This is a genomic window from Nocardia sp. NPDC056100, from assembly GCF_042266325.1.
GTDB lineage: Bacteria > Actinomycetota > Actinomycetes > Mycobacteriales > Mycobacteriaceae > Nocardia.
In genome coordinates, this window is sequence record NZ_JBHJVY010000004.1 from 247,124 (window position 1) to 273,247 (window position 26,124).

Consider the following 26,124-nt stretch of genomic DNA (forward strand, 5'->3'; position numbering starts at 1 on the left):
ACGACTGTATGAGTCGAACCATACGCTCGTATGACAGCTCGGGCAATGGGTCACCCGGCGGGAAACGACGACGGGCGCGGGAACGGGATGCTTGTTAGCGTGCTCCGAACGCTCTACAAGTCCAATGGGGTTCTCCGGAGACAATGACTATGAATACGCAAGCGGCCCTGCGTCCTTACGATGTGGTGCTGGTCGGCGGTGGGATCATGAGCGCGACACTCGGCATCCTGCTCAAACATGTGGAACCGACCTGGTCGATTGCGGTGTACGAGCGATTGCCCGAACTCGCGGCGGAGGCGTCCGCACCTTGGAACAATGCCGGTACCGGGCATGCCGGACTGTGCGAACTCGACTACACGCCCGAGAATCCGGACGGCGGTATCGATATCGCCGAGGCGATCCGCGTCAATGAGCATTTCCAGCAGAGCCGGCAATTATGGGCCTCGCTGGTCGAGGCCGAAATAGTGGGTAAGCCGGACACTTTCATCAATCCGGTGCCGCATATGGCCCTGGTGCACGGCACCGACGATGTGGACTATCTGCGGCGCAGATTCGAAACTCTGTCCGCCCAGCCGCTTTTCAGCGGAATGCGGTTCAGTGCCGAATCCAAGACCATCGAGGGCTGGGCGCCGCTGCTCACCGAGCGCCGCGGCCTGTACGAACCGTTCGCGGTGACCCGCGATGTCACCGGCACCGATGTCGATTACGGTTCGCTCACCCGGCAGATGTTCGCGCACCTGGAGGCGTCCGGGGTGGAGGTTCATCGGCGGTGCGAAGTCCGCGGCATGCGCAAGAACAATGACGGCTCCTGGCAATTGCGCATTCACCAGTTCACCGATAACGATCGCCTCACCCGCTGGGTGGATACCCGATTCGTTTTCGCGGGCGCGGGCGGCTGGGCGCTGAAACTCCTGCAGAATGCCGGACTTCCGCAGGTGCAGGGCTACGGACTGCTTCCGGTGAGCGGGCGATTCCTACGCTGCGACAATCCCGAACTCGTCGCCCAGCATCATGCCAAGGTGTACGGCCGGGCCAAGCGCGGGGCGCTGCCGATATCGCTGCCGCACTTGGATACTCGCGTGATCGACGGTAAACGCGCACTGCTGTTCGGACCCTATGCCGGCGCGAATCCGAAACTCCTGAAGCACGGTTCGATGCTCGATACCGCGGCCTCGCTGCGCTCACACAATGTGGGTTCGCTGGCCTCGGTGCACAAGGGCGATTCCGGGCTGATCCGGCTGCTGCTGACCCAGATGACCGCCACCCGCGGCCGGAAGATGGCGGTACTGCGCGAATTCGCGCCCGCCGCCAATAACGGTGACTGGACCATGATCAAGGCCGGGCAGTACGCCCAGCTGGTCAAGCGTGACGCGAACGGCAGGGGTGTACTGCAATTCGGCACCGAGGTGGTGTCGTCCGCGGACGGCAGTATCGCGGGGGTGCTGGGCGCGTCGTCCGAGGCGTCCTCGGCGGTGTCGATCCTGCTGGATGTGCTCGAGCGGTGTTTCCCGCGCTACCGCGGATTGTGGACGGCGTCGCTGCGCGATCTGATCCCCTCGCTGGGGCAGAGTCTGGCCGCGGATACCCGGCTGGCGCGGCACACCATGTCGCGCACGGCGGAGGTGCTGGGGCTGGTGGCCCCGGACAATCTGCCGTGACCATGGACAACATCGCCCCGCACCCGGTATAGAAATTGGAACACGTTTCAATTTCTGTAGGAGATGCGATGGACAGCGCCACCATGGGCGATCTGGTGATGGCCGGATTCAAGAAGCTCGGCTTCATCCAGTTCACCGGTATCGAGGCGGTGGAATTCGCCAGCGGCCGCAATGCGGTCGCCATGGCTCCGCGCCCCGAACACCTCAACCACAATGGCGATATCCACGCCGCCCTGCTGTTCGGCCTCGCCGAGACCGCCGCCATGGGCGCGTCCATCTCCGGCATCGTCGACCTGATGGGCGAGACCTTCATCGTCGCCCGCGACGGCCGCATCACCTATCTGGCCCGCGCCAAGGGCGAACTCGGCCCGTTCACCGCGACCTCTGTGCTCGACCCGGACCTCGTCGCCAAAACCCGCGCGGATATCCAGTCCCACACCGAAATTGAACTCGAGGTCCCGGTCACCATCACCGACAGCACCGGAAAAGCCGTAGCCTCAGCCGCTTTCACCGCCGTCATCCGCCCCCGCCGCAAGTAGCAGCCCCGCCCTTCGTCGTTAGCGGATCAGCGCTCGCTGTCCAGCATGGCCATCTGGGCTTCGGCGTAGCGGCCACCCGCTACCTGGTCGGCGGGCACGGCCGCCTCGATCGCGGCCAGTTCCGCCTCGGACAGCTGGATGTCCACGGCCGCAACGGCTTCGGTCCAGCGTTCGGGGCGGCGCGCGCCGATGATCGGCACGATATCGTCACCGCGCGAAAGCACCCAGGCGATGGCCAGTTGCGCCACGCTCACCTGGTGCGCCGCCGCGATCTCGGCGAGCGCCTCCACCAATCGCAGGTTGGCGGTGAGGTTCTCGCCCTGGAAGCGCGGGCTGTGCGCGCGGAAGTCGCTCGGCGCGAATTGCGCTCCGCCGCGCAGGGAATCGCTGAGCAGGCCGCGCGAGAGCACCCCGTACGCGGTGATGCCGATGCCGAGTTCCCGTGCGGCGGGCAGGATTTCCTTCTCGATACCGCGCGTGATGAGCGCGTACTCGATCTGCAGATCGGCGATCGGGTGTACGGCGGCGGCTCGGCGCAGCGTCTCCGCGCCCACCTCGGACAGGCCGATATGCCGAATGTATCCGGCCTGCACCAGCTCCGCGAGCCCGCCGACGGTCTCCTCGATCGGCACGTTCGGGTCCAGCCGCGCGGGGCGGTAGATATCGATGTAATCGGTGCCGAGCCGCTGCATGGAGTACGCCAGGAAATTCCGCGTCGCCGCGGGCCGGGTATCCACCCCGCCGAATTCGCCACCCGGCCCGCGCAGCGCTCCGTATTTCACGCTGAGCAGCACGTCTTCGCGCTTGCGCTCGGTCAGCGCCTGGCGGATCAGCGCTTCGTTATGCCCCATCCCGTAGAAGTCGCCGGTGTCGATGAGGTTCGCGCCCGAGTCGATGGCCGCGTGCACGGTGGCGATCGAGGTCGCCTCGTCACTGGCCCCGTACATTCCGGACATTCCCATGGCCCCGAGGCCGATGCGCGAAACGACGGGCCCGGTCGTGCCGAGCTGAACGGTGCTGAGGTTCTTGGTCATGACACGAGCCTGCGCCCCGAATCCGAGGATCGGGAGAGGACCGCTCATCCAGGGATCGGCGATCCCTGGTTCCCGCGCGCTCGGACCAGGCGATTCGCGTGCCGTAACCCCGTGGCGGCCAGGGTGTGAGCATGGCGGGATACGAGGTGTCGAGCCGGTGCGGGCGAGGCAGGGATCGTTGGTACCTGGATAGGTGGGCGCGGACGCGGGAGAGTGGGGGAGTGAATCGCGACGAATTAGCCGACTTCCTGCGGCGGCATCGAGAGGCCCTGCAACCGGCCGCCGTCGGGCTGCCCGAGGGCCCGCGGCGTCGCACGCCGGGACTGCGCCGCGATGAGGTGGCGATGCTCGCGGGTATGTCGACCGATTACTATACGCGGCTGGAGCAGGCGCGCGGGCCGCGACCGTCCACGCAGGTGCTGGCCGCGCTGGCGCGGGCGCTGCGGTTCACCGATAACGAGCGCGATCACCTCTACCACCTGGCCGGGCAGCAGCCGCCCGCGCGCGGCGGCGATACCCATGTGGGCCCGGGCATTCTGCACGTGCTCACCAAGCTCGATGACACGCCCGCCTGCGTGGTCTCGGACCTCGGCGAGTTCGTGGTTCAGAACCGCATGCACACGCTGATCTCCGGTGACTATTCGCAGCGGCGCGGCCTGGACCGCTGCGTCCCGTGGCTGTGGTTCACCTCCCCGCCGGAGCGCGAGAAGTTCCCCGTGGAGGATTGGGACACCATGGCCCGCAATCACGTGGCGGGCCTGCGCGCCACCGCCGCGGCCCGCTCCGGCGATGCCGACGTCACCGAGCTGGTGGCCCGATTGCGTTCCGCCAGCACCGAATTCGAGGCACTCTGGGATGAGCACGAGATCCGCGACCGCTCCGGCCACAACAAGCGCATGATCCACCCCGAGGTCGGCCTGCTGGACCTGGTCTGCGAACCCCTGCTCACCCCCAGCGCCACCCGCCGCCTCCTGGTCTACTACCCCAAGCCGGGCACCGACACCCAGGAAAAGCTCGACCTGCTCCGCGTCATCGGCACCCAAACGCTCACGCTCTGAACGACTTTCACGCATTCGGCCCCGGACCGTACGGTCCGGGGCCGAATCATGGTGCGGGGCAGGCGCTCAGCAGCGGCGCTTGCGGGGTTTCAGATGCAGCGGCGGGAGTGGTGGCGCGGGGATGCGCTGGTCCGGGGTGTGGCCCTCGATATCCGGGAAGCGCACGAGATCGTGTGCCTCCCAGGCGTTTCGGGCGTCCTCGATCTCCTCGTGGCTGCGCGCCACGAAGTTCCACCACATGACCAGGTCATCGGCGAAGGGTTCGCCGCCGACCAGGATGGCGTGCCCGCCCGCGCCACTGGTGAGCGGCAGTTCGGTGCGATCACTGCCCAGGTAGAACAGGCTGCCGGGGGTGACCTCGGTGCCGTCGGCGGTGATCGAACCCTCGATGACCAGCAGCGCGTGCTCGAATTCGGGGTTCAGCGGCAGCGTGAGTTCCGCGCCCGCGTCGACGTTCAGGTCCGCGCCGACGATCGGGGTGTAGGCGGTGGCGGGTGAGGTGTGCCCGGCCAGCGAGCCGATCAGCACCACACCGTGCAGCCCGTCCAGCTTGAACTCCGGCAGATCCCGATGCTGTTCGAAATGCGGTGCGACACCGGCGCTTTCCCGCGGCAGCGCGATCCACAACTGGAGTCCGGCCCCCGATTCGTGCCCGGCCACCCGATATTCCGAATGCGCTATCCCGCGCCCGGAGGTCATCAGGTTCAACTGCCCCGGCCGGATCTCCACATCCGACCCGACACTGTCGCGATGCCGGATGCGCCCGTTCAAAGGCCAAGTGACGGTTTGCAATCCGATATGCGGATGCGGATCGATATCGTGCCCGTCCGGATGCGCCTCCGACCCGGATCCGAAATTGTCCAGGAAGCACCACGCGCCGACGGTCGGCAGATCGCGCTGCGGCAGCGACCGGAATACGGTCACACCGCGCACGCCGCCGAGCGGCACCTCACGGGAGGGGAAGAAGACCGCGCGCGGACCGGGCCGCCCGGAGGCCTCGCACAGCGATTCCTCCGGATGCGATTCCAGGTCACTCATCGTTTGATGCCCTTGCCGACCACGTGCTCATCGTAGTCGGGGTGCTTGTCCAGCCAGGCTTTGATGAATGGGCAGCGCGGCACGATGACGCGCCCGCGCGCGATCACATCCTCGATGGCTTGGCGGGCGAGTACGCTGCCCAGGCCCTTGCCGCCGAACGCGGGATCCACCTCGGTGTGGATGAAGATGGTGTCGTTATCGCGCTCGCGGTATTCGGTGAAGCCGGCGAGCGAGTTGCCGTACCAGACTTCATAGCGGTGTTGCGAGTCATTGCGGACGACGGTCGCCGCCACGGCTTGTTCGCTCATTGTTCAGTTCTCCTTTCGTACCCGCACCGGATGCTTGCTCATGATCGAGACCCGGTTGAAGGCGCCGATCGTGGTCGCGGCCCAGATGAGGACGGACACCTGGTCATCCGACAGGTGTTGCCGCGCAGCAGCATACTGAAGTTCGATGGCCGCTTCGCCCGGTAGCGCGGTGACGGTTTCGGCGAGGACGAGCGCGGCCCGCTCCTGGTCGGAGTAGAGGTGCGGGCTGCGCTCCCAAGCGTCCAGTACGGCTAGTTGCTGGGTGGTGACCCCGGCCTCCTGAGCGGCCCGGAAGTGCACATCGAGGCAGTAGGCGCAGCCATTGAGCTGGGAGACGCGCACGTTCACCAACTCCATCACCGCCCGGCCGAGATCGACTGCGGCAGCGGCGTTTCGCACGGCGGCGGCCACACTGTTGAGCGCGTGAAAGACCTCTGGTGTCTGTTTGTCTATCCAGACACGGTCATGGGATACGAGCGACTGCATAGTGGAGGCATCGTATGCCGCGAAGCTGAACCCCGCCCTCCGGTTCGGCGATCACGGCCTGTGATTCTGAATTGGGGCGTGTTCGGAATACCGGGCGGCCCGCCGAGGTTGCGACACCGCAGAATGTCGATCACGAATCTCGGAGCGGCCATGAGCCCAACAGCGAGCGATGGTGCGCGGGTCCGCACCCGCGTACGGATACCGCTGACCTTCGCCGACGGCTACGCCACCACCGCCGAGGCCGTCACCTTCGACGGTCTCGCCGACGGACGCGAACACCTGGCACTGATCCTGGGCGAGGCGGGGGACACCCCGCTGGTGCGACTGCATTCGGAGTGTTTGACCGGCGATGTCTTCGGGTCCGCCCGCTGTGACTGCGGACCGCAACTGCGCGAGGCCGTGCAGTTGATCAGCGAGGCCGGGGGCATCCTGCTCTACCTGCGCCAGGAGGGCCGCGATATCGGGCTCTACAACAAGCTGGACGCCTACGCGCTGCAGGACGGCGGCCTGGACACCTATCAGGCCAATGCCGCGCTCGGCCTGCCCGAGGACGCCCGCGACTACACCGCCGCCGCGCAGATGCTCGGCGCGCTCGGCGTCGGCGAACTGGATCTGCTCACCAACAATCCGGAGAAGGCGCGCCAGCTGACCGAACTCGGTGTGCGGCTGCGCGATACCGTCCCGACCGGTGTGCATTCCACGCCGGACAACCTGCGCTACCTGCGCGCCAAGGTCGACCACACCGGCCACACCATCAGCCTCGCGGGCTGAGTGGCCGAAACGCGTTGAGCCCGTCACCTTTCCGGTGACGGGCTCGATTCGTTTCATGCTCCTGCGGGGGCGCGCTCAGGTCGTGCGGGTGAGTTCCTGATCGGCGATCGGAGTGCACGCGAGCACGGTGCGCCAGTCCGGCCCCGGAACGCCCTCGTAGTGGGCGATCTTGCAATCCAGTACGGCGACAGTCTGTTTCAGCTCCTCGATCTGGGCGAGTACCTCCGCGCGGGTGTGGCGGAACATGTCCAGGCGTTCGGGGAAGGTGTGCTCACCCGCGCGCACGAGTTCGGCGTAGCGCACCATATCGGCCACCGACATGCCGGTGCGGCGCAGTTTTCCGATGAGCGAGAGCCAATCCAGATCGCGATCGTTGAACCGGCGCTGCCCGGCGTGATCGCGGCCGACGTAGTTCAGCAGGCCGATGCGCTCGTACCAGCGCAGGGTGTCCCGGGTGAGCCCGCTGCGCTCGGACACCTCGCCGATCGAATAGCGCGGCCGCTCGTACTCGGGGCCGTGCTGAACCGACGCCTCCAACGATGCTGTCGAACCCATCTGCCCACCCTTCCGTGCCTGGACTCTCACCGCCGCCGGGGCGCTCGGCCCCGGCATCGACGCTACCGACTTGGAGTGCACTCCAAGCAAGCCCATTCTGCCCGGATTCGGCCGGGGCCGCGATTGCTCCGGCGTGCCGGGGTGCGAGGTTCGTTTCCACACTGAATAGCGGCCGATACGCGCCTACGCTGGGGGCATGGCAAAAGACATTGATCGGGTTCGGGCGCGCTCCGCGCTGGAGACCGTGAAGGAACAGCCGGTCATCGCGGCCATCGCCGCACTGCCGGTGGTCGCGGTATTCGGCGTCGTGTGGTGGCTGCTCGGGTTCTTCCCGGCGCTCCTGCTGCTGCTCGTGGTGGGCGGCGTGGTCGTCTGGCGGGGCAAACTACTCGGCTAGCCCGCATCTCCCGGCACCACCCGCGATCACCGCCTCCCCGGGTCGCGGAGTGCTATCGCGGCACGTGGAAGGTGACCAGCTCGCCCGTGCCGGTGTCGATGTCCGCCCAGGGGCGGTCGAATTCCAGGACGGCCAGCGCCGAGGTGGGGAATTTCGTGCTGAGCTGATCCGCCGCGGCCGAATCCCGGTTGGCGGCCAGTTCCCATGCGGTCCACGGCATCCCGGGGGAGTGCCCGATCATCAGCAGCGTCCGCACCGATTCGTCCGCCAGCCGCGCCAATTCGATGAGCGCGTGCGGCGACGCCTCGTAGATGGATTTCTCGTACGTCACCGGGGCGGTGATGCCGGTCGCGGCGAGCGTTTCGCGGGTGCGGGTGGCGGTCGAGCAGTACACCGCGTCGATGGGCGGCTGGGTGGCGCGCAGCCAGTCTCCGGCCAGTCCGGCCTCGCGCAGACCGCGCGGCGCGAGCGGTCGTTCATGGTCCGCCACGCCGTCCGGGTAGCCGGATTTGCCGTGGCGCATCAAGATGAGAGTCCGTGCCATGCGCACTACGGTATGCCCCGCCGTTCTACCTGCCGAGACTGGTCTCACATCAACCGATCCCGCTCCCGGCAGGAGACGCGCCTCACACTCGAGGCACACTGAATGGTGGTGCCACACCTGCGTGCCGCAAGGCTCCGGAGCGCCGATATATTAGAACGTGTTCTACCCGCCCTGCTCGAACCCCGAGCGGAGTAGCACCACGCGACTGTTTCGAGGATCTGCGAGATATGGCCTATGTGATCACGCAGCGTTGTTGCAACGACGCCAGCTGCGTACCCGAGTGTCCGGTCGATTGCATTCGTCCCACCCCTGAGCAACGCGAGTTCGCCTCGACCGAACAGCTCTATATCGACCCCGATACCTGCATCGACTGCGGCGCGTGCGTAGACGCCTGCCCGGTCGACGCCATCTTCTCCGAGGACGACCTACTGGCGTCGCTGGCGAGATTCAAGGACATCAATGCCGCGTACTTCGTGCGGCATCCCCTGGAATCGAACTTCGAACCGCTGGTGCCGCCGACTCGCGCGCCCAAGGATCTGGGCACCCTGCGGGTCGCGATCGTCGGTGCGGGACCGGCCGCGTGCTACGCGGCCGAGGAGCTATTGCGCCGCGCCGATGTCGAGGTCGAGCTGTTCGATCGCCTGCCCACCCCCTACGGCCTGGTGCGCGCGGGTGTCGCCCCCGATCACCCGGGCACCAAGTCGGTGGCGAGCCTGTTCGAATCCGCCTTCCGTCGGGACGCGCTGCAGTACCGCCTCAATGTCGAGGTGGGCAAGCACGTTTCGCACGAGGAACTGCTCGCGCATCACCACGCCGTGCTCTACGCGCACGGCGCCTCCACCGACCGCAAACTCGACGTACCCGGTGAGGACCTGCCCGGCAGCCACTCCGCCACCGAGTTCGTGGCCTGGTACAACGGGCATCCGGATTTCGCGGACCGCGAATTCGACCTCTCGGGCGAGCGGGCCGTCATCGTCGGCAACGGCAATGTGGCCCTGGACGTCGCGCGCGTGCTGACCGTCGATCCGGACGAGCTGGCCAAGACCGATATCGCCGATCACGCCCTGGACGCGCTGCGCCGCAGCAACATCAAGGAAGTGGTGGTGCTGGGTCGTCGCGGTCCGCTGCAGGCCGCGTACACCTCCTCGGAGTTCCTGGCGCTGGCGCATCTGAAGGGCGTCGACGTGATCGTCGACCCCAACGATCTGGTGCTCGATCCGGCCAGCCAGGCCGAATTGGATCACGCCGACGTGGAACCGTCGCTGGCGCTCAAGTACACCCTCGCCAAGGAGTACGCGGGCGCGACGGCAAAGCCGGGCAATAAGCGAATCGTCTTCCACTACCTGGTTTCCCCCACCGCCATCACCGGTGACGGCAAGGTGGAGACGGTCGAGTACGTGCACAACGAACTCGTCGAGGAGAACGGCCGCACCGTGGCCCGCCCCTCGGAGCGCACCAACAAGCTGGAAGCCTCACTGGTGCTGCGGTCCATCGGCTACCGCGGCGCGCCCATCGCCGATATCCCGTTCGACGAGACCCGGGGCGTGGTGCCCAATGCCGCGGGCCGGGTCGTGGACGCCGACGGCAATCCGGTGCAGGGCGTGTACGTCTCGGGCTGGATCAAGCGCGGCCCGCGCGGCGTCATCGGCTCCAACCGGGTCGATTCGCAGGAGACCGTCGATCATCTGATCGCCGATTTCACCGCCGGCAAACTCGCTGCCCCGCAGTCGAATCGCGCGGACCTGGACGCGCTGCTGTCCGAGCGGCAGCCCGATATGGTCGGCCGCGAGGGCTGGAAGGCCATCGATCAGGCCGAGCGCACCGCGGGCAAGGCCGCCGGCCGCCCCCGCGTGAAGTTCACCAGTCTGGCGGATCTGCTCAAGGCCGCCAAGGGCTGATCGCGGTACCTTCATACGACTGCGGCCCATCCGATTCGGATGGGCCGCAGTCGTATTCGAGGGTGCGTCAATTGGCGCGCAGGGCGATGGTGAGGCCGTCCTTGGCGCACGCGGACGGTGTGGCCGGATCGGGCTGGGCATTGCAGGACCAGCCGTCGATGGTGGCGGCGTCCGTATCGCTGATGGTGCGGGCGTAGGTGGTCGCCACATTGATGGCCTCGGTGCAGCCGACGCGCCCGGCGGGCGTGGCGACGGCGATCACCGTGCGGGTGCCGCCGCCCGCGTCGGTGACGGTGCCGCAGTTGACGTCATCGAGTTTGGCCGGTGTCGTGGTGGGCGGCGGTGTAGTCGGCGGCACGGGCGGGTTGGGTGCCGCCGCACCGCGCAGGCCGATGAGGAAACCGTCCTTGAAGCAGATGTGCGGAATCACGGTGTCCGGCTGCGGTTCGCAGGTCCAGCCGTCCACCTGGACCGCATCGCCGGTGCGGGTGGCGTTGACGTAATCGCTGGCGACGGTAATTGCCTCGGTACATCCGGGGCGGCCCGCCTGATTGGCGTACGCGATGACATTCGCGCTCGCGCCATTGGCTCCGGTTATCGGCCCGCAATCGGCATCGGAGAGGGTCTGCGTGGTGGGCACCGGCGGTCGGGTCGGATTGGGCGGCAAGGTCGGCGGCGGTACCGGCTTACCGCCGATCGTGGTGGTCGCACCGGCCGTCGTGGTGGTCGGCTTGGTGGTCGAAGTGCCGCTGCTCTTGGCCGAATCCGAGGAATGCCCGCACGCGGTGAGGGCGATCAGCGCGGGCGCGACCACGATGAGCGCGCAGCGGGTGAGTCTCATGCCGGTGATCTCCTGTCCTCGATCACCGGATGGCGATCGGTTGCGGAGAGTGTGGCAGGCAAACATTCAGCGATTGCGCTTTTGCCGGGAATGTCCGGCAACCAAGCGAATTCGGGCCGCCCGCGGATCCCGCGCCCGGACTCATACCGTCGGCAGCGGCCCGATCCGCACCGTCGTGGTGGTGATACCGCCGACCACGAACCACAGCCGCAGCACCGGATGCCCGGTCCGATCGCCGGGCTCATAGCGGCTGCGCACGGTCACATGCTGGCGCGCCAGCACCGGCGCGATGTATTCGATGACCGCGCGATGCGGTCCCGCCACCAGTTTCGGATAATCCACCAGATACTGCTCCACGGCCTGCCAATACGCGGCATTGTTCACGTGGTTGTACTGGTCGATATCGGTGGCGCGCACCGGATAGGTCAGATCGGTATCCGATTCCGGCGGCGTGTGATCGACGAGCCAGGGCCGCCAGCGCAATCGATGTTCACTGGTGGTGCGGGCGAGTTCGGCCAGGCCCTCATCGCTGATGCGAGTCGGCATATTGGTGAACTCGTTGATATTGATCCAGAAGCCCTCGGTCTCGATGAGACCGCCGTTCTCGCTGGTGATGCGCACCCGCATATTCGTCCACCGCGTCGACATGGCCGAACACCAACGGGTCAATTCCACCCGGTCCGGCCAGTGGATGGGTTTGACCACATCCACCACGGTGCGCCGTACGATCCAGGCCGGATCGGTGCGATGGAAGAACCCGGAATGCATTTCCTCCCAGGCGATATCTTGCAAATAGCGGGCGATGGCATCGAACCGTAACCGCTGATAGGGGTCCACGTCGCCAGCCCGGACGGGCCACGCCGAAGCGAAGCCCATGCCCTCCTGGGGAAGCGGGGCTAGTGGCTGATCGTGTGACACTGGTGCTCCTCGCGCTGCACGGTGTGCCGCGTTTCGTGCGGTGCTTGCTGTGACATGACTTTACGGGGCGTGCGTCACACACTCGCGTCGAGTCGTCCGATACTCCTATCAGCCGGGACCGACGTGCGCCCGGGAATGACAGCCGGAAGCCCGGCCCGTAGCCTTTTCCCGTTGAGGACAGCACCATGGGAGGGCACACGGGTGGCCGCAACGAACAGGGCCGGAACGCGATTCGGGCAATATGAATTGCGGCGACTATTGGGCGTCGGCGGTATGGGCGAGGTGTACGAGGCCCACGACACCGTTCGCGATCGCACGGTCGCGCTGAAACTGCTCGATACCCAGCTGGCCAAATCACCCACCTATGTGGAACGTTTCCGCCGCGAATCCCGCACCGCCGCCCGCCTGCAGGAACCGCACGTCATTCCGGTGCACGACTGGGGCGAGGTGGACGGCGTGCTGTTCATCGATATGCGCCTGGTCCGCGGACAGGATCTGCACGACCATCTCACCGCGCACGGACCACTGCGACCGCAGCAGGCCGTCGAGGTGATCGAACAGGTCGCCGCCGCCCTGGACGCCGCACACGAGAGCGGTCTGGTGCACCGCGATATCAAACCCGCGAACATTCTGCTCACCGGCGAACTATTCGCGTACCTGGTGGATTTCGGTATCGCGCACGCGGAATCGGATGTGCAGCTCACCAGTGCCAACAGCGCGATCGGCTCCTTCGCGTATATGGCCCCCGAACGTTTCGAACACCACACCGCGGTCTCCGCGAGCACCGATATCTACGCGCTCGCCTGTGTGCTGTACCAAAGCCTCACCGGGCGGCCGCCTTTCCTGCGGGACAGCAATCTGGCCACCGTGCACGCGCATATGCTCACCCCGCCGCCGCGCCCCAGCGCCCGGCCGGGGGTGCCGCCGAGTTTCGACCGGGTGGTCGCCACCGGCATGGCGAAAGACGCGGCCGACCGGTACGCCACGGCCGGAGACCTGGCCCGCGCGGCGCGCGCCGCCCTCTCCGAATTCGCGCCGGTACGCCCCGGCGACGAGCAGCCCCTGCCCGAAACCCGGCCGCAAATCACCACGCCACCGGAATCCGCTGTCCCCCAGGCGCTTCCGCATGGACGCCCGCAGCCGGGCCCGCAGCGTCCCGTGCCGGGACCCGGGCAGCGGCGTGCCGACCCGGTGGAGCGACCGCCCGTACCGGCAGCGGTTCAGCCGCCGCGCCCCGGCGTGCCGCGCGCACATCCATCCGTGCCGTCACAGGTCCAGCCGCACCCGGTGATGCCGCGTGAGCACCCGTCCGCCCCGTTGCCCTCCTCGCCGCGCGAGCGTGGCTCGCGGCCGATTCTCATCGGAGCACTGCTGGTGGGGGTGCTGGTGACCGGTGCTGTGCTCGCCTGGCTGCTGGTGCACGGTAGCGGCGGCGGGGGCGGGACCACCGCGACCGGCACCACCGGACCCGTCACCCGCACCCTCGCGCCCTTCAGCGGAACCGTATCCGCCACGGACGCACAGGGTTTCACCGATGGGCCGCGTTGCAACGCCTACGATCCGGCGTACGCCATCGGCCGCACCGCCGCGTCCCGGGTGCTCATCTGCCGGACCAGCGCGGGTCGCTACTACTACAAGGGTTTCCGGATCAGCGACAGCGCGGTCAAGGAGATCGACGATCCGACGCCGGACGGGTCCGGCGGGTTCACCGCGGTCAACACCGCCGACAACACCCGGTATCACCTGTCCGCGACCGCGCTGTCCATCGACAAGGACGGCACTCAACTCGCGAACGAGCAGATGATCGAATACGCGCATCGCTGAACCCGGTTCCTTCAGGGTCATGACACCGGGGCTCGCGCGCCGTAGCCTTTTCCTGGGGCTGGAAACAGACAGGGGAGGCTGCGCCCGTGGCCGCAGGAGACAGGGCCGGAGCTCGGTTCGGACAATACGAATTGCGACGCCTACTCGGCGTCGGGGGGATGGGCGAGGTCTACGAGGCCTACGACACCGTCCGCGATCGCACGGTCGCCCTCAAACTGCTGGATGTGGAACTGGCGAAATCGCCCACCTACGTGGAGCGCTTCCGCCGCGAATCCCATACCGCCGCCCGCCTGCAGGAACCGCATGTCATCCCGGTGCACGACTGGGGTGAGGTGGACGGTGTCCTGTTCATCGATATGCGCCTGGTGCGCGGCCGCGATCTCAAGGCCCACCTGTCCGAGGAGGGGCCGCTGCCGCCGCAGTCCGCGGTCACCGTGGTGGAGCAGATCGCCGCCGCACTGGACGCCGCGCATCAGATCGGCCTGGTGCACCGCGATATCAAACCCGCGAATATTCTGCTCACCGGCGAATTGTTCGCGTACCTGGTGGATTTCGGTATCGCGCACGCGGAATCGGATGTGCAGCTGACGAGTATGGGCAGCGCCATCGGATCATTCGCGTATATGGCCCCCGAACGGTTCGAGCAGAGCGCCGCGGTCTCGGCGAGCGCGGATATCTACGCCCTCGGCTGCGTGCTGTACGAAAGCCTCACCGGCGAAATACCTTTCAAGACCGACAGCAATCTGGCCACCATCCGCGCGCATATGATGACCCCGCCGCCGCGCCCCAGCGCCCGCCCCGGCATACCCGCCGGATTCGACCAGGTCATCGCGACCGCGATGGCGAAGAACCCGGCCCACCGCTACGCCACCGCCGGACAACTCGCCCGCGCCGCCCGCACCGCGGTCCTGCACGCCGAGAACCAGATCACCCGCACCTCCGCCCCCGCGACCGTCGTGGTCCCGCCCAACCCCTACCCGGGCTCCGCACATCCGTCCCGGCCGAACCGCACCTCCGATCAGCGATCCGGCCCCCTCGGCTTCGCCGATCCGGGTGGTTATCCCGGCCAGGACTCTGGTTCGCGGGGTTTCACCGACTCGGGTTCCGGACCGGTCGGCTACGGTCAGGGGCCGCTGGGCTTCGCCGGTCCAGGTGGCACGCTCGGGTATGGCGGGCATCCGTCCGGGCCGGTCGACTATCAGGCGTCGCAGCCGACGCGGTACGGCGTGCCGACCGGGCTGCCGCGCGAACATCCTTCGGCCCCATTGCCTTTGCCGCCCCGGGCGCGCAGCAGTATGCCGGTGGTGGTCGGTGCGCTGGTCGGCATGGTGCTGGTGCTCGGCGGGGTGCTGGGCTGGTTGCTGTTGTCCGGCAAGGACAATGGCGGCACCGCTACCGGCGGAGGCGGGACGTCGATCGCGCCGCCCACCATGCTCACCGCGACCAATGCGGGTACCGCCACCTCCGGGGCGATATCGCGGCCCACCACCCCGGTCACCACGCCCAGCCCCGCGCTGTCGCCGTTCATCGGAGCGGTATCCGGTACGGACGCACAGGGTTTCGCGGGCAGCCCGCGCTGCAATGCCGATAACCCGGCCTACGCCATCGGCCGCACCGCCGCCTCCCGGGTGCTGGTGTGCCGCACCGGCGTCGGCCGCTACTACTACAAGGGCTATCGCATCAGCGACGGCGCGGGCATCGAACTCGACGATCCGGTCCCCGACGGCAGCGGCGGATTCACCGCGACCAACCCCGGCGACGGCACGCAATATCGCCTCACCGCGGCCACCCTGACCATCGTGAAGGGCGGGAATGTGCTGGCGAACGAGACGATGATCGAATACTCGCATCGCTGAGCGCAGCAATCTCCGGCACGCCGACGGTGACACGCCGCAGGTCCATGGGTTACGTTCGGCGGAGTATCCAAAGGTGGATTGATCGGAGTGTTGGCATGCGCGCAGCCGTGGTGAGCAAGCTGGAAGGCCCGGAGAGCATCGAGGTGCTCGATATGCCCGAGCCCGCCGCCTATCCCGGCGGCGTGGTCATCGAGGTGCACGCCGCCGGCATCGCCTTCCCGGACGTGCTCATGACGCGCGGCCAGTACCAGATGAAGCCGCAACTGCCGTACATCGTCGGCTGCGAGGTCGCGGGCATCGTGCGCGAAGCTCCCGAGGGCTCGCACGTGGCGGCCGGTGACCGCGTGGTCGCGCTGACCCTGCTCGGCAACGCCGCCGCCGAACTCGCCGTCACACCCGCCGAAATGGTGTTCACACTGCCCGACAATGTCTCCCTGGAGGCCGGTGCGGGCGTGCTGTTCAACGATCTGACCGTGCACTTCTGCCTCACCAAGCGCGGCCGCCTGGCCCCCGGCGAAACCGTGCTGGTGCACGGCGCGGCCGGTGGAATCGGCACCTCCACGCTGCGCATGGCCAAGGCGCTCGGCGCGGGCCGGGTGATCGCGGTGGTCAGCACCGAGGAGAAGGCCGAGGTCGCGCGCGCCAACGGAGCTACCGATGTGGTGCTCACCGACGGCTGGCTGGCCGCGGTCAAGGAACTCACCGGCGGGCGCGGTGTGGACATCGTGCTCGATCCCGTCGGCGGCGACCGCTTCACCGACAGCATTCGCTCGCTCGCGTCCGCGGGCCGGGTGCTGGTGGTCGGCTTCACCGCGGGCGATATCCCCACCGTGAAGGTGAATCGCCTGCTGCTCAAGAACGTCGAGGTGATCGGCGCGGCCTGGGGCGAATGGGTGATGTCGCATCCCGGCTACCTGCAGGAGCAGTGGGCCGAGGTCGCGCCGCTGCTCGCCAACGGTGATATCGCGCCACCCGAACCGGTGCTGTACAGCCTCGCGCACACCGCCGAGGCGGTCTCCGCGCTCGATAAGCGCACCGCCACCGGCAAAGTCGTCGTCACCCTGCGCTGAGCACTCGCGGACCACCGGACTCCCGTAGCGTGCGTGAATTGTGAAGCTCACCAACCGGGTTCTGAATCGCACACTGCTGGCGCGCCAGCACCTGCTGGAGCGCTCCACGCTCACCGCGCCGCAGCTGTGCGACCACCTGATCGGCCTGCAGGCGCAGGACATGCTGCCGCCGTTCATCGCATTATGGAGTCGCACGGTCGATTTCGATCCCGCGGTGGTGTCGGCGGCACTGGACGACCGGTCACTGGTGCGAATCACGTTGATGCGCGGCACCATTCACCTCGTCACACCGCCGGACGCGTTGCGCATCGCACCGCATATCCAGCCCGAGCTCGAAAAGGTGCCGTTCCGTAAGGGATTCAACTACGGGGCCATGGTCGGCCTCGACCCCGACGAGGTGCGCGCGCACGGCGAGAAGGTGCTCGGCGACGAACCCATGAGCGCCGCCGATATGCGCGCCCAGGCCGCGGCGCTGTACCCGGACCGCGATCCCGGTGCGGTGCTGCAAACCTGGCTGTACCAGCTGCCCGTCCTGCAAACCCCGCCGCGCGGCCGCTGGAAGGACAGCAGCCGCCCGGTCTGGTCGCGCGTGGAACCCTGGCTGGGCGCACCCCTGGACCCCGGCTACCCGTTCGAGGAACTGCTGCTCCGCTACCTGCGCGCCTTCGGCCCCGCGACCACCATGGACATGCAGACCTGGTCTCGGCTCACCGGCCTGAAGACCGCCGTCGCGAAACTCGGCGACCGCGTCCGCACCTACACCGACGACCGCGGCCGCACCCTCTACGACGCCGCCGACGCCGAACTCGCCGACCCGGACCTGCCCGCCCCCGTCCGCCTGCTCGGCTGGTACGACAACGCGCTGCTCTCACACCAGGACCGCACCCGCATCATCCCCGACGGCGCGGCACCGCCATTGCGCGCCTTCGCCTCCCAGGTCTCCGCCATCCTGGTCGACGGCCACCTCTCCGCCCTCTACAAAATCTTCCCCACCGGCGACACCGCCCGCCTCCGCATCAGCCCCACCCGCACCCTGACCCGCCCGGAACACGCCGACATCGAAGCCGAAGCCCACGCCTTGCTGTCCTTCGTCGAACCCGACCGCACCCCGGTCGTCGAAATCCTCGCCCCTGGCGCAGATCTCAAACCCTGACCGCACCACCCCCCCGGTCATACCGGCGCGCGGGCTCGGTTGGATGCAATTCAGGTTTCCCCGGCGGCATGCAGGCTTAACCGGCATGCAATACATGCTCGATAGGCTCGATTCACGGCGTTCATGGCTGAAACGGACGCATGTGCACCGCTCCGACCGGGCGGGCGAACCAGCCGCATTTCCCGGAGGAATGCCGCATGGTGCCCAGCGCAGCCCTGTCCACTGTCATCTCTGATGTCACCGTCTATGCCGCGACCGAGTCCGGCCCGCAATGGGTTTCGGGGCGGGATGTGGTCGTCGAGGACGGTCTGATCACCGCTATCGGTCCGGCGGGTGCGTCCATCTCTCCCGAGGCATTCGCGCCCGGGCCGGGTGGTTCGGTGCCGCGTCGCGTCGACGGGCGTGGCGGCCATCTGATTCCCGGGTTCGTGAATACGCACACCCATCTTCAGCAGTCCGTGCTGCGCGGGGCGGGGGAGGGGCTGCCGCTGCTCGAATGGTTGCACTGCGTGGGTGAATTCACGGTGGCGGCCACACCGGAGCAGACGTATATCGCGGCGCTCGCGGGTGGTCTGGAACTGCTGCGCAGCGGGGTGACGACCGTGGTCGAGCATATGTGGCCGAATTCGTCGGAGCAGGTGCACGCGGCCGCCCTGCGGGCACTGGATGAGCTCGGTATCCGGGTGGTCTTCGGCCGCGGCCTCGCGGATCGCGCGGACCCGACGCGCAAGTGGGGGATGGATCCCCGCCTGGTGCAACCGCTTTCGGAGGTGTTCGCGCACATCGACGAGCTGGACAAGGAGCTGGCGGGGTCGCGCATCAGCACCGCGCTGGCCGTGCCGAATCCGCGCTGCCTCACCCCGGAAGGCATGGCCGCCGTGCGCGATTACGCCGACCGCACCGGCAAAACCCTGTCCATCCACCTGCTGGAAACCAGCACCGACGAGGACATGTGCCGACTGCATGCAGCCTGTTCGGCGGTCGAGTACCTGGACGCGGGCGGCCTGCTCGGCCCGCGCACCCTCGCCGTGCACTGCTGCAAGCTCGATGAGCGCGGTCGCGCGGTATTCGCCGAACGCGGAGTCGCGGTGTCCTACAACCCGCTGAGCAATATGCGGCTCGGCAGCGGTGTCGCCCCGATACCCGAAATGCTCTCCGCCGGAATCGATGTCGGCCTGGGTGTGGACGGCGCTGCCTCCAATGACACCCAGGACATGCTGCTGGCGCTGCGCATGGGCGCGTACCTGCAACGCGCCGCGCATCAGCGCGCCGATCTGCTCGGTTTCCACGACATGATGCGCCTGGCCACCCGGGGCGCGGCCCGCGCACTGGGTTCTCCCGCAACGCATTCCGGCGTAGCCGTAGGCGACCGCGCGGACCTCACCCTGCTGCGCTTCGACCGCGATTTCGCCTGCCTGCCGGTCCGTGACCCCGGCGCGACGCTGCTCACCACCGGCTCACCCCGCGTGGTCGACACGGTGTGGGTGGACGGTGAGCCGGTGATCCGCGACGGCCGCAGCACCCGGGTGGACGAACGGGAGCTCGTACGGATGCTCAGTCACATGCAATGACAGTTAATCAACTGGAAACAGTCGCACGATTGCATGTAATTCAACTCCATAAGACTGTTCCCATGCACACGGTGCACGCAATGCCCGGCAGTGCGAGGTACTCGATCCGAGAGAGAAGGTGAGCGCGGTGGTCCTGCACGACACGGTGCCCAGCCCGGCCGCAACCCGTCCGCGTACCCCGGCGGCGAATACCCCGGACTCCCCGGAGATCTCGTTCGCGGGCATCGGTAAACGCTTCGCGGACAAAGGTTCCGGTGCGGTCGTCGCACTGACCGATATCGACCTGGAAGTCCGGCGCGGCGAATTCGTCGCCGTCGTAGGCCCTTCCGGATGCGGTAAGTCCACGCTGCTGCGACTGGCCGCGGGCCTGGACTCCCCGACCTCGGGAACCGTTGCGGTGCAAACCGATTCGGTCGGCTTCATCTTCCAGGAAGCCACCCTGCTGCCCTGGCGCAAAGTACTGCGCAATGTCGAACTCAGCGCCGAACTGCGCGGTATCGACCGCACGGCCCGGCGCGAACGCGCCACTCGCGCCCTCGCCGCCGTCGGGCTCGCCGATTTCGCGGGCAAACTCCCCGGTCAGCTCTCCGGCGGTATGCGCATGCGCGTCTCGCTGGCCCGCGCGCTCACCCTGGAACCCGAACTCATGCTGCTCGACGAACCGTTCGGCGCACTCGACGAGATCACCCGCCTGGGCATGCAGGAGGAATTGCTGCGCCTGTACCGCGACAACGCCTTCACCGCCCTGTTCATCACCCATTCGGTCTCCGAGGCGGTCTTCCTGGCCAGCCGGGTGGTGGTCATGTCGGCCCGCCCCGGCCGCATCCACCAGATCCTCGATATCGATCTGCCGTATCCGCGCGACCGCGAGCTGCGCTTCGAGCCCGCCTTCACCGAACTGGTGGCCCGGGTCTCGCATTCCCTGAAAGAGGCTTCGTGATGGTAGGACTGGCCGTCTCCGCCCCGATGCGCTCGGCTCCCGCCTGGCGTATCCCGTATCACCTGCTGCGCAAAACCGTTGTGCCGCTGGTCTGTACCGGTTTGGCGCTGGCCGCCTGGTACACCGTCTCGCTGGTGCTGCTGGCCCCCGAACGCCGTTTCCTGCTGCCGCCGCCGCATCAGGTGTTCCGCGAATCCCTTTCGGACCCGGCGAAACTGGAGGTGATGCTGCGCGCCCTCGCGGTGACCGCGCGGGTGGCGGTCACCGGCCTGTTCTTCGCCGCCCTGATCGGCATCGCCGTCGGCGTGCTGATGAGCCAGGCGAAAGCGGTCGAACGCGTGGTGTATCCGTACGCGGTTGTGCTGCAAGCCATCCCGGTGCTCGCCGTGGTCCCGCTGATCGGCCTCTGGTTCGGTTACGGCCTGACCGCCCGCACCATGGTCTGCGTACTGATCGCGGTGCACCCGATCATCGCCATGACCCTCTTCGGCATTCAATCCGTCGACGGCAATCTGCGTGAACTCTTCACGCTCGGCCGCGCGAATCGACTGCGCCGCTTGATATCCCTGGAACTCCCCGCCGCTCTGCCATCCATCATGACCAGCCTGCGCACCGCCGCCGGGCTCGCCGTCACCGGCGCGGTGATCGGCGACATGTTCTTCGCCAAGGGCAAACCCGGTATCGGCACCCTGCTCGACACCTATCGCGCCCGGCTGCAATCGGAGGATCTGCTCGCCGCGCTGCTGCTGGCCGCACTCTTCGGTGTCGCGGTATTCGCCCTGTTCACCGCCATCCAGCGGCTGACCGTCGGCCGCTGGCACGCCTCCGGGCGCTGAATCGCCCTCGCCCCCTTCCTCTCCTCTATCAACAGCCTGTGGAGAACTCATGCACAACTCCCTGCGCCGACTCGGCACCACCGCCCTCGCCGCCGCCGTAATCATCACCGCCGCAGCCTGTTCCAGCTCCGACGAGGACTCGGCGGCGGTACAACTCCCCGCCGCGCCCGCCGAACAACAACTTGCCGGTGCCTGCCCCGCCACCGTGGTGGTGCAGTTGCAGTGGGAACCCGAAACCGATTCCGGCCCCATCTTCGGCCTGCTCGGACCGGGTTACCGCGTCGATTCCGATAACAACAAAGTCGTCGGACCGCTGGTCGTCGACGGTAAGGACACCGGCGTCAAACTGGAGATCCGCGCCGGCGGACCGGCCATCGGGTTCCAGACCGTGCCCTCGCAGATGTACGTGGACTCCTCGATCACCCTGGGCCTGAGTCATTCCGAGCACGCCATCGCCGCCGCGGACAAACAACCCATCATCGCGGTCACCACCCTGCTGCGCGGCAGCCCGCAAATGCTGATGTGGGATCCCAAAACCCATCCGGACTGGCACGGCATCGCCGATATGGGCAAAGCCGGTGTGCCCGTGGTGGTTTCCCAGGGTCAGCTCTATCCCGACTGGCTGGTCTCGCGCGGCCTGCTGCGCGCCGATCAGATCGACAACTCCTTCGACAACGGCCCCTCCCGCTTCGTCGCCGATCCCCGCATCGCCCAGCAGGGCTTCGCCAACTCCGAACCGTACGTGTACGAGCACGAGGTGCAGGCGTGGAACAAGCCGATCGCCTACCAACTGCTGCGCGATACCGGCTATGAGGGATACGCCCGCACGGTCAACGTCCGCAAGGACAAACTGAACGAGCTGCGCCCCTGCCTGCAGAAGCTGGTGCCCATGATCCAAAGGGCCACAGCGCAATTCCGCGCCGACCCGTCGCACGTCAACGATCTCGTCGTCGACGTGGTCGCCAAGAGCGCCAACTTCACCCCGTACAGCGCGGGCCAGGCCGCCTTCGGCTCCAAGGCCCTGATCGACAACGGCCTCATCGGCAATGACACCGACGGTGTGCTCGGCAGCTTCGACGAAGCCCGGGTACAGCGCCTCATCGACCAATTCGCGCCCATCCTGCGCAAGGGCGGCTCGACGGTCCCCGCCGGACTCACCGCCCGCGATCTGGTCGACAAAGAGTTCCTCGACACCACCGTCACCGCGAGCTGACCGAAACCCGCTACCGGACAAGGAATCCCATGAGCAACGACACCGCAGAAATCGCGCGCGAGAAGCAGATGGGCGGACTCGGCGCGGAAGCCGCCCGGGCGATCGCCGTCATCGACCTCACCGATTTCGAGGACCGCCGCGCCGAGATCACCGAACAGCTGTGGACCGCCGCCACCGAGATCGGCTTCTTCCAGCTCTCCGGACACGGCATCCCGCAGGAACAGATCGACGCCGTATTCGCGCTCACCGCTGGCTTTTTCGAACTGCCCGAACCGGTGAAAGCCCAGTACCCACTGGTCAAAGCCGATAACGCCGGATGGGAGAGCCTGAGCCAGGTACGGCCCTCCATCGGCGTCCCCGATCAGAAGGAGTCGTACCAGATCACCCGGCCGCATATGACCGGACGCTGGCCCAGCGAAGCCGAACTGGCCGGATTCACCGCCGCCATACTGGATTTCGAGAACCGGTGCTGGCAGGTCGCCATGCGGGTGCTGTCCTGCTTCGCCGACCGGCTCGGCCTGCCCCGCGAACACTTCACCGCCGCACACGATCCCGGCTCCGAGCACTACCAATCCACGCTGCGGCTGCTGCACTACTTCGCCGTACCGCCCGAGCTGCGTGATGTCCCCGGCCGCTGGCGGGCGGGAGCGCACACCGACTTCGACTGCCTCACACTGCTTTTCCAGCGCGACGGACAGGGCGGTCTGCAGGTCTGCCCCGGCAAGGAGATGGACGCGCAGCAGTGGACCTCCATCACCCCGTCCTCGGCGCTCATCACCTGCAATATCGGTGACATGCTCACCCGCTGGAGCGATGACCTGCTGCCCTCGAACTTCCACCGCGTCCGCAGTCCCGGCGCGGACGAATACCAGGGCGAGCGCTACAGCATCGCCTACTTCGCCCAGGCCGACCGCGACGCCATAATCCAAGGCCCGCAGGGCGTCTACCCGCCCGTCACCGCCGCCGACTTCCTCGCCGAGCGGGTGCGCGCCAACTACCGGCCGCAAGGGTAATTTCGTACCGAATCAGGAAAGGACGGCCATGACCGAACCGGACAGCGAGCTACTCGGCCCCTCGGTACACCGGCAACTCCGCCAGCTCGTCCTGTCCGGTGAACTGGAACCGGGCGCGCCGCTGAGCGTGCTCGCCCTGTCCACCCGCCTCGGGGTGAGCCGCAGCCCGGTGCGCGAAGCCGTTCAGCAACTCATCTACGAGGGTCTGGCCGTGAACGTCCCGCACGCGGGCGCTCGGGTCGCGGTCGTCGACGACGGCCAGATCCGCGATGTCCTCGAGGTGCGCGCGGTGCTGGACGGCCTCGCGGCGGCGGGCGCGGCCACCCGCGTCACCGAATTCGATCTCGGCAAACTCAGCACCATGCTCACCGGGCAGGAGGCCAACCTCCGCGATAACGCCGACCCCGCCCGCGACGCCACCCTCGACCTGGAATTCCACACCTTCATCCGCGACCGCTCCGGAAACCGCACGCTCGCCGACGAACTCGCCCGCCTCGAAGCCCAGGCCCACCTCTACCGCGGCGACCTGTGGACACACCCCCGCAACCGCCGCACGGCCCTGCGCGAACACCGCCGCATCCTCGAAGCCCTCGAATCCGGCGACCCCCGCGAAGCCCGCACCGCCGCCGAAGCCCACGTCTGCGGCCTGATAACCCGCATGACCCGGCTCTGAGCGTCCCCCCGTCATCCCGGCATGCTCTTGGCCGGGATCCACACCTCGCTAGTGCGAATTGCGGTACGCCGGAGCCTTACTCGATCCGGACGGGGCCAGCGTGCGCAACAGCGGCAGCGTGCGCTGGGTGACCACCGTCGACAACACGATCACACTGTGCGACCGCGAAATGGACGTGCTGCGATCGATGCTCAGCAGCACGCTCTGCAATCCGGCATGCGAATCCGCGCCGATCCGGCACAGCACATCGCTGGACCCGGTGGTGGCGTACGCCTCCAGCACACCGGGGATGGCCTCCAGATCCGCCGCCACCGCCTCCAGCGCGCCCTGCGCGATCTCCAGCGTCACGAACGCCTGTACATCGAAACCCGCTGCGGTGACATCGATCTGGGGATCATAGGAGGCGATCACACCCGCCTCCTCCATGCGCGCTATGCGTGATTGCACCGTCGCGCGCGCGACCCGGGTGCGCCGGGACAGCTCGAGAATCCCAGCCTTCTGGTACTCGTGCATGGCGGTCAGAATGGCCAGGTCCAATTCGTCCAGCTTGGCCGGAGTGCGTGCCATGGCGGGACCTCCGCTTCAGGGGTGTCGAGGTATTCAAATTGTCCAGCACGAGGCCCGAGATGGTGGCGTAATCCGCCAGGGTGTCTACTCGAACTCGCCGATATTGCTCAGCTGACCCCCGTGACGATTTGCTGGACACATGAGCATCGAGGTTGCTGCACAGCGGCTCGCCGAGACAGAGTCCGATGATCTCCGCCAACTGGTCGGGCTGATCGATCACGACGCGGCCGCCGACCCCTTCCCCGTCATCGGCTGGGACGCGCTGGTCTGGACGGTCGGCAACGCCACCCAGACCGCGCACTTCCTGGAATCCGCCTTCGGCATGCGCCTGGAGGCCTACTCCGGCCCCGAAACCGGAAACCGCGACCACAAGGCCTTCGTATTACGAAGCGGCGGAGCACGTTTCGTGGTGCGCGGCGCGGTAGACCCGGACAGCCCGCTCATCGCCCACCACGACCGGCACGGCGACGGCGTCACCGATATCGCTCTCGAGGTCCCCGACGTGGACCGCTGCATCGCCCGGGCCCGCGAACAGGGCGCGACCGTCCTGATCGAACCGCACGACGACACCGACGAATTCGGCACCGTCCGCTCCGCCGCCATCGCCACCTACGGCGACACCCGGCACACCCTCATCGACCGCTCCCGCTACGACGGTCCCTATCTCCCCGGCTTCATCGCGCGCCGTTCGAATTTCGAGCCCCGCCCGGGCGCACCGAAGCGCGTCTTCCAGGCCATCGACCACGTGGTCGGCAATGTGGAACTCGGGCGGATGGACGAATGGGTCGAGTTCTACCGCCGCGTCATGGGATTCGAGAACATGGCCGAATTCGTCGGCGACGATATCGCCACCGAATACTCCGCGCTCATGAGCAAGGTGGTCGCCAATGGCAATCACCGCGTCAAATTCCCGCTCAACGAACCCGCGGTGAGCCGCAAGCGTTCCCAGATCGACGAATACCTGGAGTTCTATCGGGGCCCGGGCGTCCAGCACATCGCGCTCGCCACCGGTGACATCCTCACCGCCGTCGACACCCTGCGCCGCGAGGGCGTCGAATTCCTGGACACCCCCGACACCTATTACGAAGACGCCGAACTCCGTTCGCGCATCGGCCACGTCCGCGCCCCCGTCGAGGAACTGCAGAGCCGCGGCATCCTGGTCGACCGCGACGAGGACGGCTATCTCCTGCAGATCTTCTGCAAGCCCATCACCGACCGCCCCACCGTTTTCTTCGAACTCATCGAACGGCACGGTTCCCTCGGCTTCGGCAAGGGCAATTTCAAGGCCCTCTTCCAAGCCATCGAACGCGAGCAGGAGGCCCGCGGAAACCTCTGAGCTTCGCGACCGGAAAGCCCTGAGCTG

At 67.3% G+C, this 26,124-nt stretch carries 26 protein-coding genes; 17 read left to right on the top strand and 9 right to left on the bottom strand.

Going from position 1 to position 26,124, the window contains the following annotated elements; genetic code table 11:
* The first annotated feature begins 149 nt into the window (after positions 1–149).
* Both mqo and ACFC0O_RS31840 read left to right on the top strand, forming a co-directional pair.
* Positions 150–1,658, top strand: coding sequence for a malate dehydrogenase (quinone) (gene mqo / locus ACFC0O_RS31835; protein WP_375964449.1), 1,509 nt, complete (start codon positions 150–152; stop codon positions 1,656–1,658).
* A gap of 68 nt (positions 1,659–1,726) precedes the next feature.
* Positions 1,727–2,197, top strand: coding sequence for a DUF4442 domain-containing protein (locus tag ACFC0O_RS31840; RefSeq protein WP_364642756.1), 471 nt, complete (start codon positions 1,727–1,729; stop codon positions 2,195–2,197).
* Positions 2,198–2,223: 26 nt separating this feature from the next.
* Here ACFC0O_RS31840 and ACFC0O_RS31845 read toward each other — a convergent pair whose 3' ends face one another.
* The gene (locus tag ACFC0O_RS31845; protein ID WP_375964451.1) at positions 2,224–3,231 is read right to left on the bottom strand and encodes an aldo/keto reductase; all 1,008 of its coding nucleotides are present in this window, start codon (positions 3,229–3,231) and stop codon (positions 2,224–2,226) included.
* 221 nt (positions 3,232–3,452) lie between these two features.
* On the opposite strand from ACFC0O_RS31845, the gene ACFC0O_RS31850 reads away from it, so the two are divergent.
* A complete protein-coding gene (locus tag ACFC0O_RS31850) occupies positions 3,453–4,289 on the top strand; it encodes a helix-turn-helix transcriptional regulator (RefSeq protein WP_375964454.1) in 837 nt (278 codons plus the stop codon).
* A 66-nt stretch (positions 4,290–4,355) separates the two neighbouring features.
* Here the strand turns inward: ACFC0O_RS31850 and ACFC0O_RS31855 are convergent, their stop codons facing one another.
* The 3 genes from ACFC0O_RS31855 to ACFC0O_RS31865 are packed head-to-tail and all read right to left on the bottom strand — an operon-like array spanning position 4,356 to position 6,121.
* Entirely contained in the window at positions 4,356–5,327 is a 972-nt protein-coding gene (locus ACFC0O_RS31855) for a pirin family protein (RefSeq protein ID WP_375964456.1), read from the bottom strand.
* On the bottom strand, positions 5,324–5,635 hold the full coding sequence (locus ACFC0O_RS31860) for a GNAT family N-acetyltransferase (RefSeq protein ID WP_364642747.1): 312 nt from the start codon (positions 5,633–5,635) through the stop codon (positions 5,324–5,326). Before ACFC0O_RS31860 ends, ACFC0O_RS31855 begins: the two co-directional genes overlap by 4 nt.
* A 3-nt stretch (positions 5,636–5,638) precedes the next feature.
* The gene (locus ACFC0O_RS31865; RefSeq protein ID WP_375964459.1) at positions 5,639–6,121 is read right to left on the bottom strand and encodes a carboxymuconolactone decarboxylase family protein; all 483 of its coding nucleotides are present in this window, start codon (positions 6,119–6,121) and stop codon (positions 5,639–5,641) included.
* A gap of 150 nt (positions 6,122–6,271) precedes the next feature.
* Between ACFC0O_RS31865 and ribA the strand changes: the two genes are divergently transcribed.
* Entirely contained in the window at positions 6,272–6,892 is a 621-nt protein-coding gene (gene ribA, locus ACFC0O_RS31870) for a GTP cyclohydrolase II (protein WP_375964461.1), read from the top strand.
* A gap of 75 nt (positions 6,893–6,967) precedes the next feature.
* Here the strand turns inward: ribA and ACFC0O_RS31875 are convergent, their stop codons facing one another.
* Positions 6,968–7,447, bottom strand: a complete 480-nt coding sequence (locus tag ACFC0O_RS31875) for a MerR family transcriptional regulator (protein ID WP_375964464.1) — start codon at positions 7,445–7,447, stop codon at positions 6,968–6,970.
* A gap of 196 nt (positions 7,448–7,643) precedes the next feature.
* Between ACFC0O_RS31875 and ACFC0O_RS31880 the strand changes: the two genes are divergently transcribed.
* Positions 7,644–7,844 carry a hypothetical protein gene (locus tag ACFC0O_RS31880; protein WP_364642735.1) on the top strand — a complete coding sequence of 67 codons (201 nt, stop codon included), beginning with the start codon at positions 7,644–7,646 and terminating at the stop codon, positions 7,842–7,844.
* A gap of 52 nt (positions 7,845–7,896) precedes the next feature.
* On the opposite strand, the gene ACFC0O_RS31885 is transcribed toward ACFC0O_RS31880, so the two are convergent.
* The gene (locus tag ACFC0O_RS31885) at positions 7,897–8,388 is read right to left on the bottom strand and encodes a histidine phosphatase family protein (protein WP_375964467.1); all 492 of its coding nucleotides are present in this window, start codon (positions 8,386–8,388) and stop codon (positions 7,897–7,899) included.
* 227 nt (positions 8,389–8,615) lie between these two features.
* Here ACFC0O_RS31885 and ACFC0O_RS31890 point away from each other — a divergent pair, with 227 nt between their 5' ends.
* Positions 8,616–10,286 carry an FAD-dependent oxidoreductase gene (locus ACFC0O_RS31890; protein WP_375964469.1) on the top strand — a complete coding sequence of 557 codons (1,671 nt, stop codon included), beginning with the start codon at positions 8,616–8,618 and terminating at the stop codon, positions 10,284–10,286.
* Between the two features lie 67 nt (positions 10,287–10,353).
* On the opposite strand, the gene ACFC0O_RS31895 is transcribed toward ACFC0O_RS31890, so the two are convergent.
* Positions 10,354–11,127 carry a hypothetical protein gene (locus tag ACFC0O_RS31895; protein ID WP_375964471.1) on the bottom strand — a complete coding sequence of 258 codons (774 nt, stop codon included), beginning with the start codon at positions 11,125–11,127 and terminating at the stop codon, positions 10,354–10,356.
* A 141-nt stretch (positions 11,128–11,268) separates the two neighbouring features.
* Positions 11,269–12,045, bottom strand: coding sequence for an acyl-[acyl-carrier-protein] thioesterase (locus ACFC0O_RS31900; protein WP_375964474.1), 777 nt, complete (start codon positions 12,043–12,045; stop codon positions 11,269–11,271).
* Between the two features lie 171 nt (positions 12,046–12,216).
* On the opposite strand from ACFC0O_RS31900, the gene ACFC0O_RS31905 reads away from it, so the two are divergent.
* The 10 genes from ACFC0O_RS31905 to ACFC0O_RS31950 all read left to right on the top strand — a co-directional run bounded on the left by ACFC0O_RS31905 (position 12,217) and on the right by ACFC0O_RS31950 (position 24,194).
* Positions 12,217–13,869, top strand: a complete 1,653-nt coding sequence (locus ACFC0O_RS31905; protein WP_375964476.1) for a protein kinase — start codon at positions 12,217–12,219, stop codon at positions 13,867–13,869.
* 158 nt (positions 13,870–14,027) lie between these two features.
* On the top strand, positions 14,028–15,725 hold the full coding sequence (locus tag ACFC0O_RS31910; protein ID WP_375964478.1) for a serine/threonine-protein kinase: 1,698 nt from the start codon (positions 14,028–14,030) through the stop codon (positions 15,723–15,725).
* Positions 15,726–15,820: 95 nt separating this feature from the next.
* On the top strand, positions 15,821–16,795 hold the full coding sequence (locus tag ACFC0O_RS31915) for an NADPH:quinone oxidoreductase family protein (RefSeq protein ID WP_375964480.1): 975 nt from the start codon (positions 15,821–15,823) through the stop codon (positions 16,793–16,795).
* A 40-nt stretch (positions 16,796–16,835) separates the two neighbouring features.
* A complete protein-coding gene (locus tag ACFC0O_RS31920) occupies positions 16,836–17,948 on the top strand; it encodes a winged helix DNA-binding domain-containing protein (RefSeq protein ID WP_375964483.1) in 1,113 nt (370 codons plus the stop codon).
* 197 nt (positions 17,949–18,145) lie between these two features.
* Positions 18,146–19,519, top strand: a complete 1,374-nt coding sequence (locus ACFC0O_RS31925) for an amidohydrolase family protein (RefSeq protein WP_375964486.1) — start codon at positions 18,146–18,148, stop codon at positions 19,517–19,519.
* 208 nt (positions 19,520–19,727) lie between these two features.
* The gene (locus ACFC0O_RS31930) at positions 19,728–20,459 is read left to right on the top strand and encodes an ABC transporter ATP-binding protein (RefSeq protein WP_375966358.1); all 732 of its coding nucleotides are present in this window, start codon (positions 19,728–19,730) and stop codon (positions 20,457–20,459) included.
* A 26-nt stretch (positions 20,460–20,485) separates the two neighbouring features.
* Positions 20,486–21,295 carry an ABC transporter permease gene (locus tag ACFC0O_RS31935; protein WP_375966360.1) on the top strand — a complete coding sequence of 270 codons (810 nt, stop codon included), beginning with the start codon at positions 20,486–20,488 and terminating at the stop codon, positions 21,293–21,295.
* A 49-nt stretch (positions 21,296–21,344) separates the two neighbouring features.
* On the top strand, positions 21,345–22,508 hold the full coding sequence (locus ACFC0O_RS31940; protein ID WP_375964489.1) for a nitrate ABC transporter substrate-binding protein: 1,164 nt from the start codon (positions 21,345–21,347) through the stop codon (positions 22,506–22,508).
* A gap of 29 nt (positions 22,509–22,537) precedes the next feature.
* A complete protein-coding gene (locus ACFC0O_RS31945) occupies positions 22,538–23,521 on the top strand; it encodes an isopenicillin N synthase family dioxygenase (protein WP_375964491.1) in 984 nt (327 codons plus the stop codon).
* A gap of 28 nt (positions 23,522–23,549) precedes the next feature.
* Positions 23,550–24,194 carry a GntR family transcriptional regulator gene (locus ACFC0O_RS31950; RefSeq protein ID WP_375964494.1) on the top strand — a complete coding sequence of 215 codons (645 nt, stop codon included), beginning with the start codon at positions 23,550–23,552 and terminating at the stop codon, positions 24,192–24,194.
* Positions 24,195–24,242: 48 nt separating this feature from the next.
* Here ACFC0O_RS31950 and ACFC0O_RS31955 read toward each other — a convergent pair whose 3' ends face one another.
* Positions 24,243–24,761 carry an Lrp/AsnC ligand binding domain-containing protein gene (locus tag ACFC0O_RS31955; RefSeq protein WP_364642696.1) on the bottom strand — a complete coding sequence of 173 codons (519 nt, stop codon included), beginning with the start codon at positions 24,759–24,761 and terminating at the stop codon, positions 24,243–24,245.
* Between the two features lie 139 nt (positions 24,762–24,900).
* Between ACFC0O_RS31955 and hppD the strand changes: the two genes are divergently transcribed.
* Positions 24,901–26,097, top strand: coding sequence for a 4-hydroxyphenylpyruvate dioxygenase (gene hppD / locus ACFC0O_RS31960; RefSeq protein ID WP_364642693.1), 1,197 nt, complete (start codon positions 24,901–24,903; stop codon positions 26,095–26,097).
* Positions 26,098–26,124: the final 27 nt, after the last annotated feature.

What these genes read in the sequence shown, in the direction of transcription:
- ACFC0O_RS31880 (WP_364642735.1), top strand. Translation starts at nt 7,644, where the DNA reads ATGGCAAAAGACATTGATCGGGTTCGGGCGCGCTCCGCGCTGGAGACC.
- ACFC0O_RS31855 (WP_375964456.1), bottom strand. Translation starts at nt 5,327, where the DNA reads ATGAGTGACCTGGAATCGCATCCGGAGGAATCGCTGTGCGAGGCCTCC.
- ACFC0O_RS31845 (WP_375964451.1), bottom strand. Translation starts at nt 3,231, where the DNA reads ATGACCAAGAACCTCAGCACCGTTCAGCTCGGCACGACCGGGCCCGTC.
- ACFC0O_RS31935 (WP_375966360.1), top strand. Translation starts at nt 20,486, where the DNA reads ATGCGCTCGGCTCCCGCCTGGCGTATCCCGTATCACCTGCTGCGCAAA.
- ACFC0O_RS31925 (WP_375964486.1), top strand. Translation starts at nt 18,146, where the DNA reads ATGGTGCCCAGCGCAGCCCTGTCCACTGTCATCTCTGATGTCACCGTC.
- ribA (WP_375964461.1), top strand. Translation starts at nt 6,272, where the DNA reads ATGAGCCCAACAGCGAGCGATGGTGCGCGGGTCCGCACCCGCGTACGG.
- ACFC0O_RS31910 (WP_375964478.1), top strand. Translation starts at nt 14,028, where the DNA reads ATGGGCGAGGTCTACGAGGCCTACGACACCGTCCGCGATCGCACGGTC.
- ACFC0O_RS31890 (WP_375964469.1), top strand. Translation starts at nt 8,616, where the DNA reads ATGGCCTATGTGATCACGCAGCGTTGTTGCAACGACGCCAGCTGCGTA.
- hppD (WP_364642693.1), top strand. Translation starts at nt 24,901, where the DNA reads ATGAGCATCGAGGTTGCTGCACAGCGGCTCGCCGAGACAGAGTCCGAT.
- ACFC0O_RS31860 (WP_364642747.1), bottom strand. Translation starts at nt 5,635, where the DNA reads ATGAGCGAACAAGCCGTGGCGGCGACCGTCGTCCGCAATGACTCGCAA.
- ACFC0O_RS31915 (WP_375964480.1), top strand. Translation starts at nt 15,821, where the DNA reads ATGCGCGCAGCCGTGGTGAGCAAGCTGGAAGGCCCGGAGAGCATCGAG.
- ACFC0O_RS31865 (WP_375964459.1), bottom strand. Translation starts at nt 6,121, where the DNA reads ATGCAGTCGCTCGTATCCCATGACCGTGTCTGGATAGACAAACAGACA.
- ACFC0O_RS31885 (WP_375964467.1), bottom strand. Translation starts at nt 8,388, where the DNA reads ATGGCACGGACTCTCATCTTGATGCGCCACGGCAAATCCGGCTACCCG.
- ACFC0O_RS31840 (WP_364642756.1), top strand. Translation starts at nt 1,727, where the DNA reads ATGGACAGCGCCACCATGGGCGATCTGGTGATGGCCGGATTCAAGAAG.
- mqo (WP_375964449.1), top strand. Translation starts at nt 150, where the DNA reads ATGAATACGCAAGCGGCCCTGCGTCCTTACGATGTGGTGCTGGTCGGC.
- ACFC0O_RS31950 (WP_375964494.1), top strand. Translation starts at nt 23,550, where the DNA reads ATGACCGAACCGGACAGCGAGCTACTCGGCCCCTCGGTACACCGGCAA.
- ACFC0O_RS31875 (WP_375964464.1), bottom strand. Translation starts at nt 7,447, where the DNA reads ATGGGTTCGACAGCATCGTTGGAGGCGTCGGTTCAGCACGGCCCCGAG.
- ACFC0O_RS31955 (WP_364642696.1), bottom strand. Translation starts at nt 24,761, where the DNA reads ATGGCACGCACTCCGGCCAAGCTGGACGAATTGGACCTGGCCATTCTG.
- ACFC0O_RS31940 (WP_375964489.1), top strand. Translation starts at nt 21,345, where the DNA reads ATGCACAACTCCCTGCGCCGACTCGGCACCACCGCCCTCGCCGCCGCC.
- ACFC0O_RS31895 (WP_375964471.1), bottom strand. Translation starts at nt 11,127, where the DNA reads ATGAGACTCACCCGCTGCGCGCTCATCGTGGTCGCGCCCGCGCTGATC.
- ACFC0O_RS31945 (WP_375964491.1), top strand. Translation starts at nt 22,538, where the DNA reads ATGAGCAACGACACCGCAGAAATCGCGCGCGAGAAGCAGATGGGCGGA.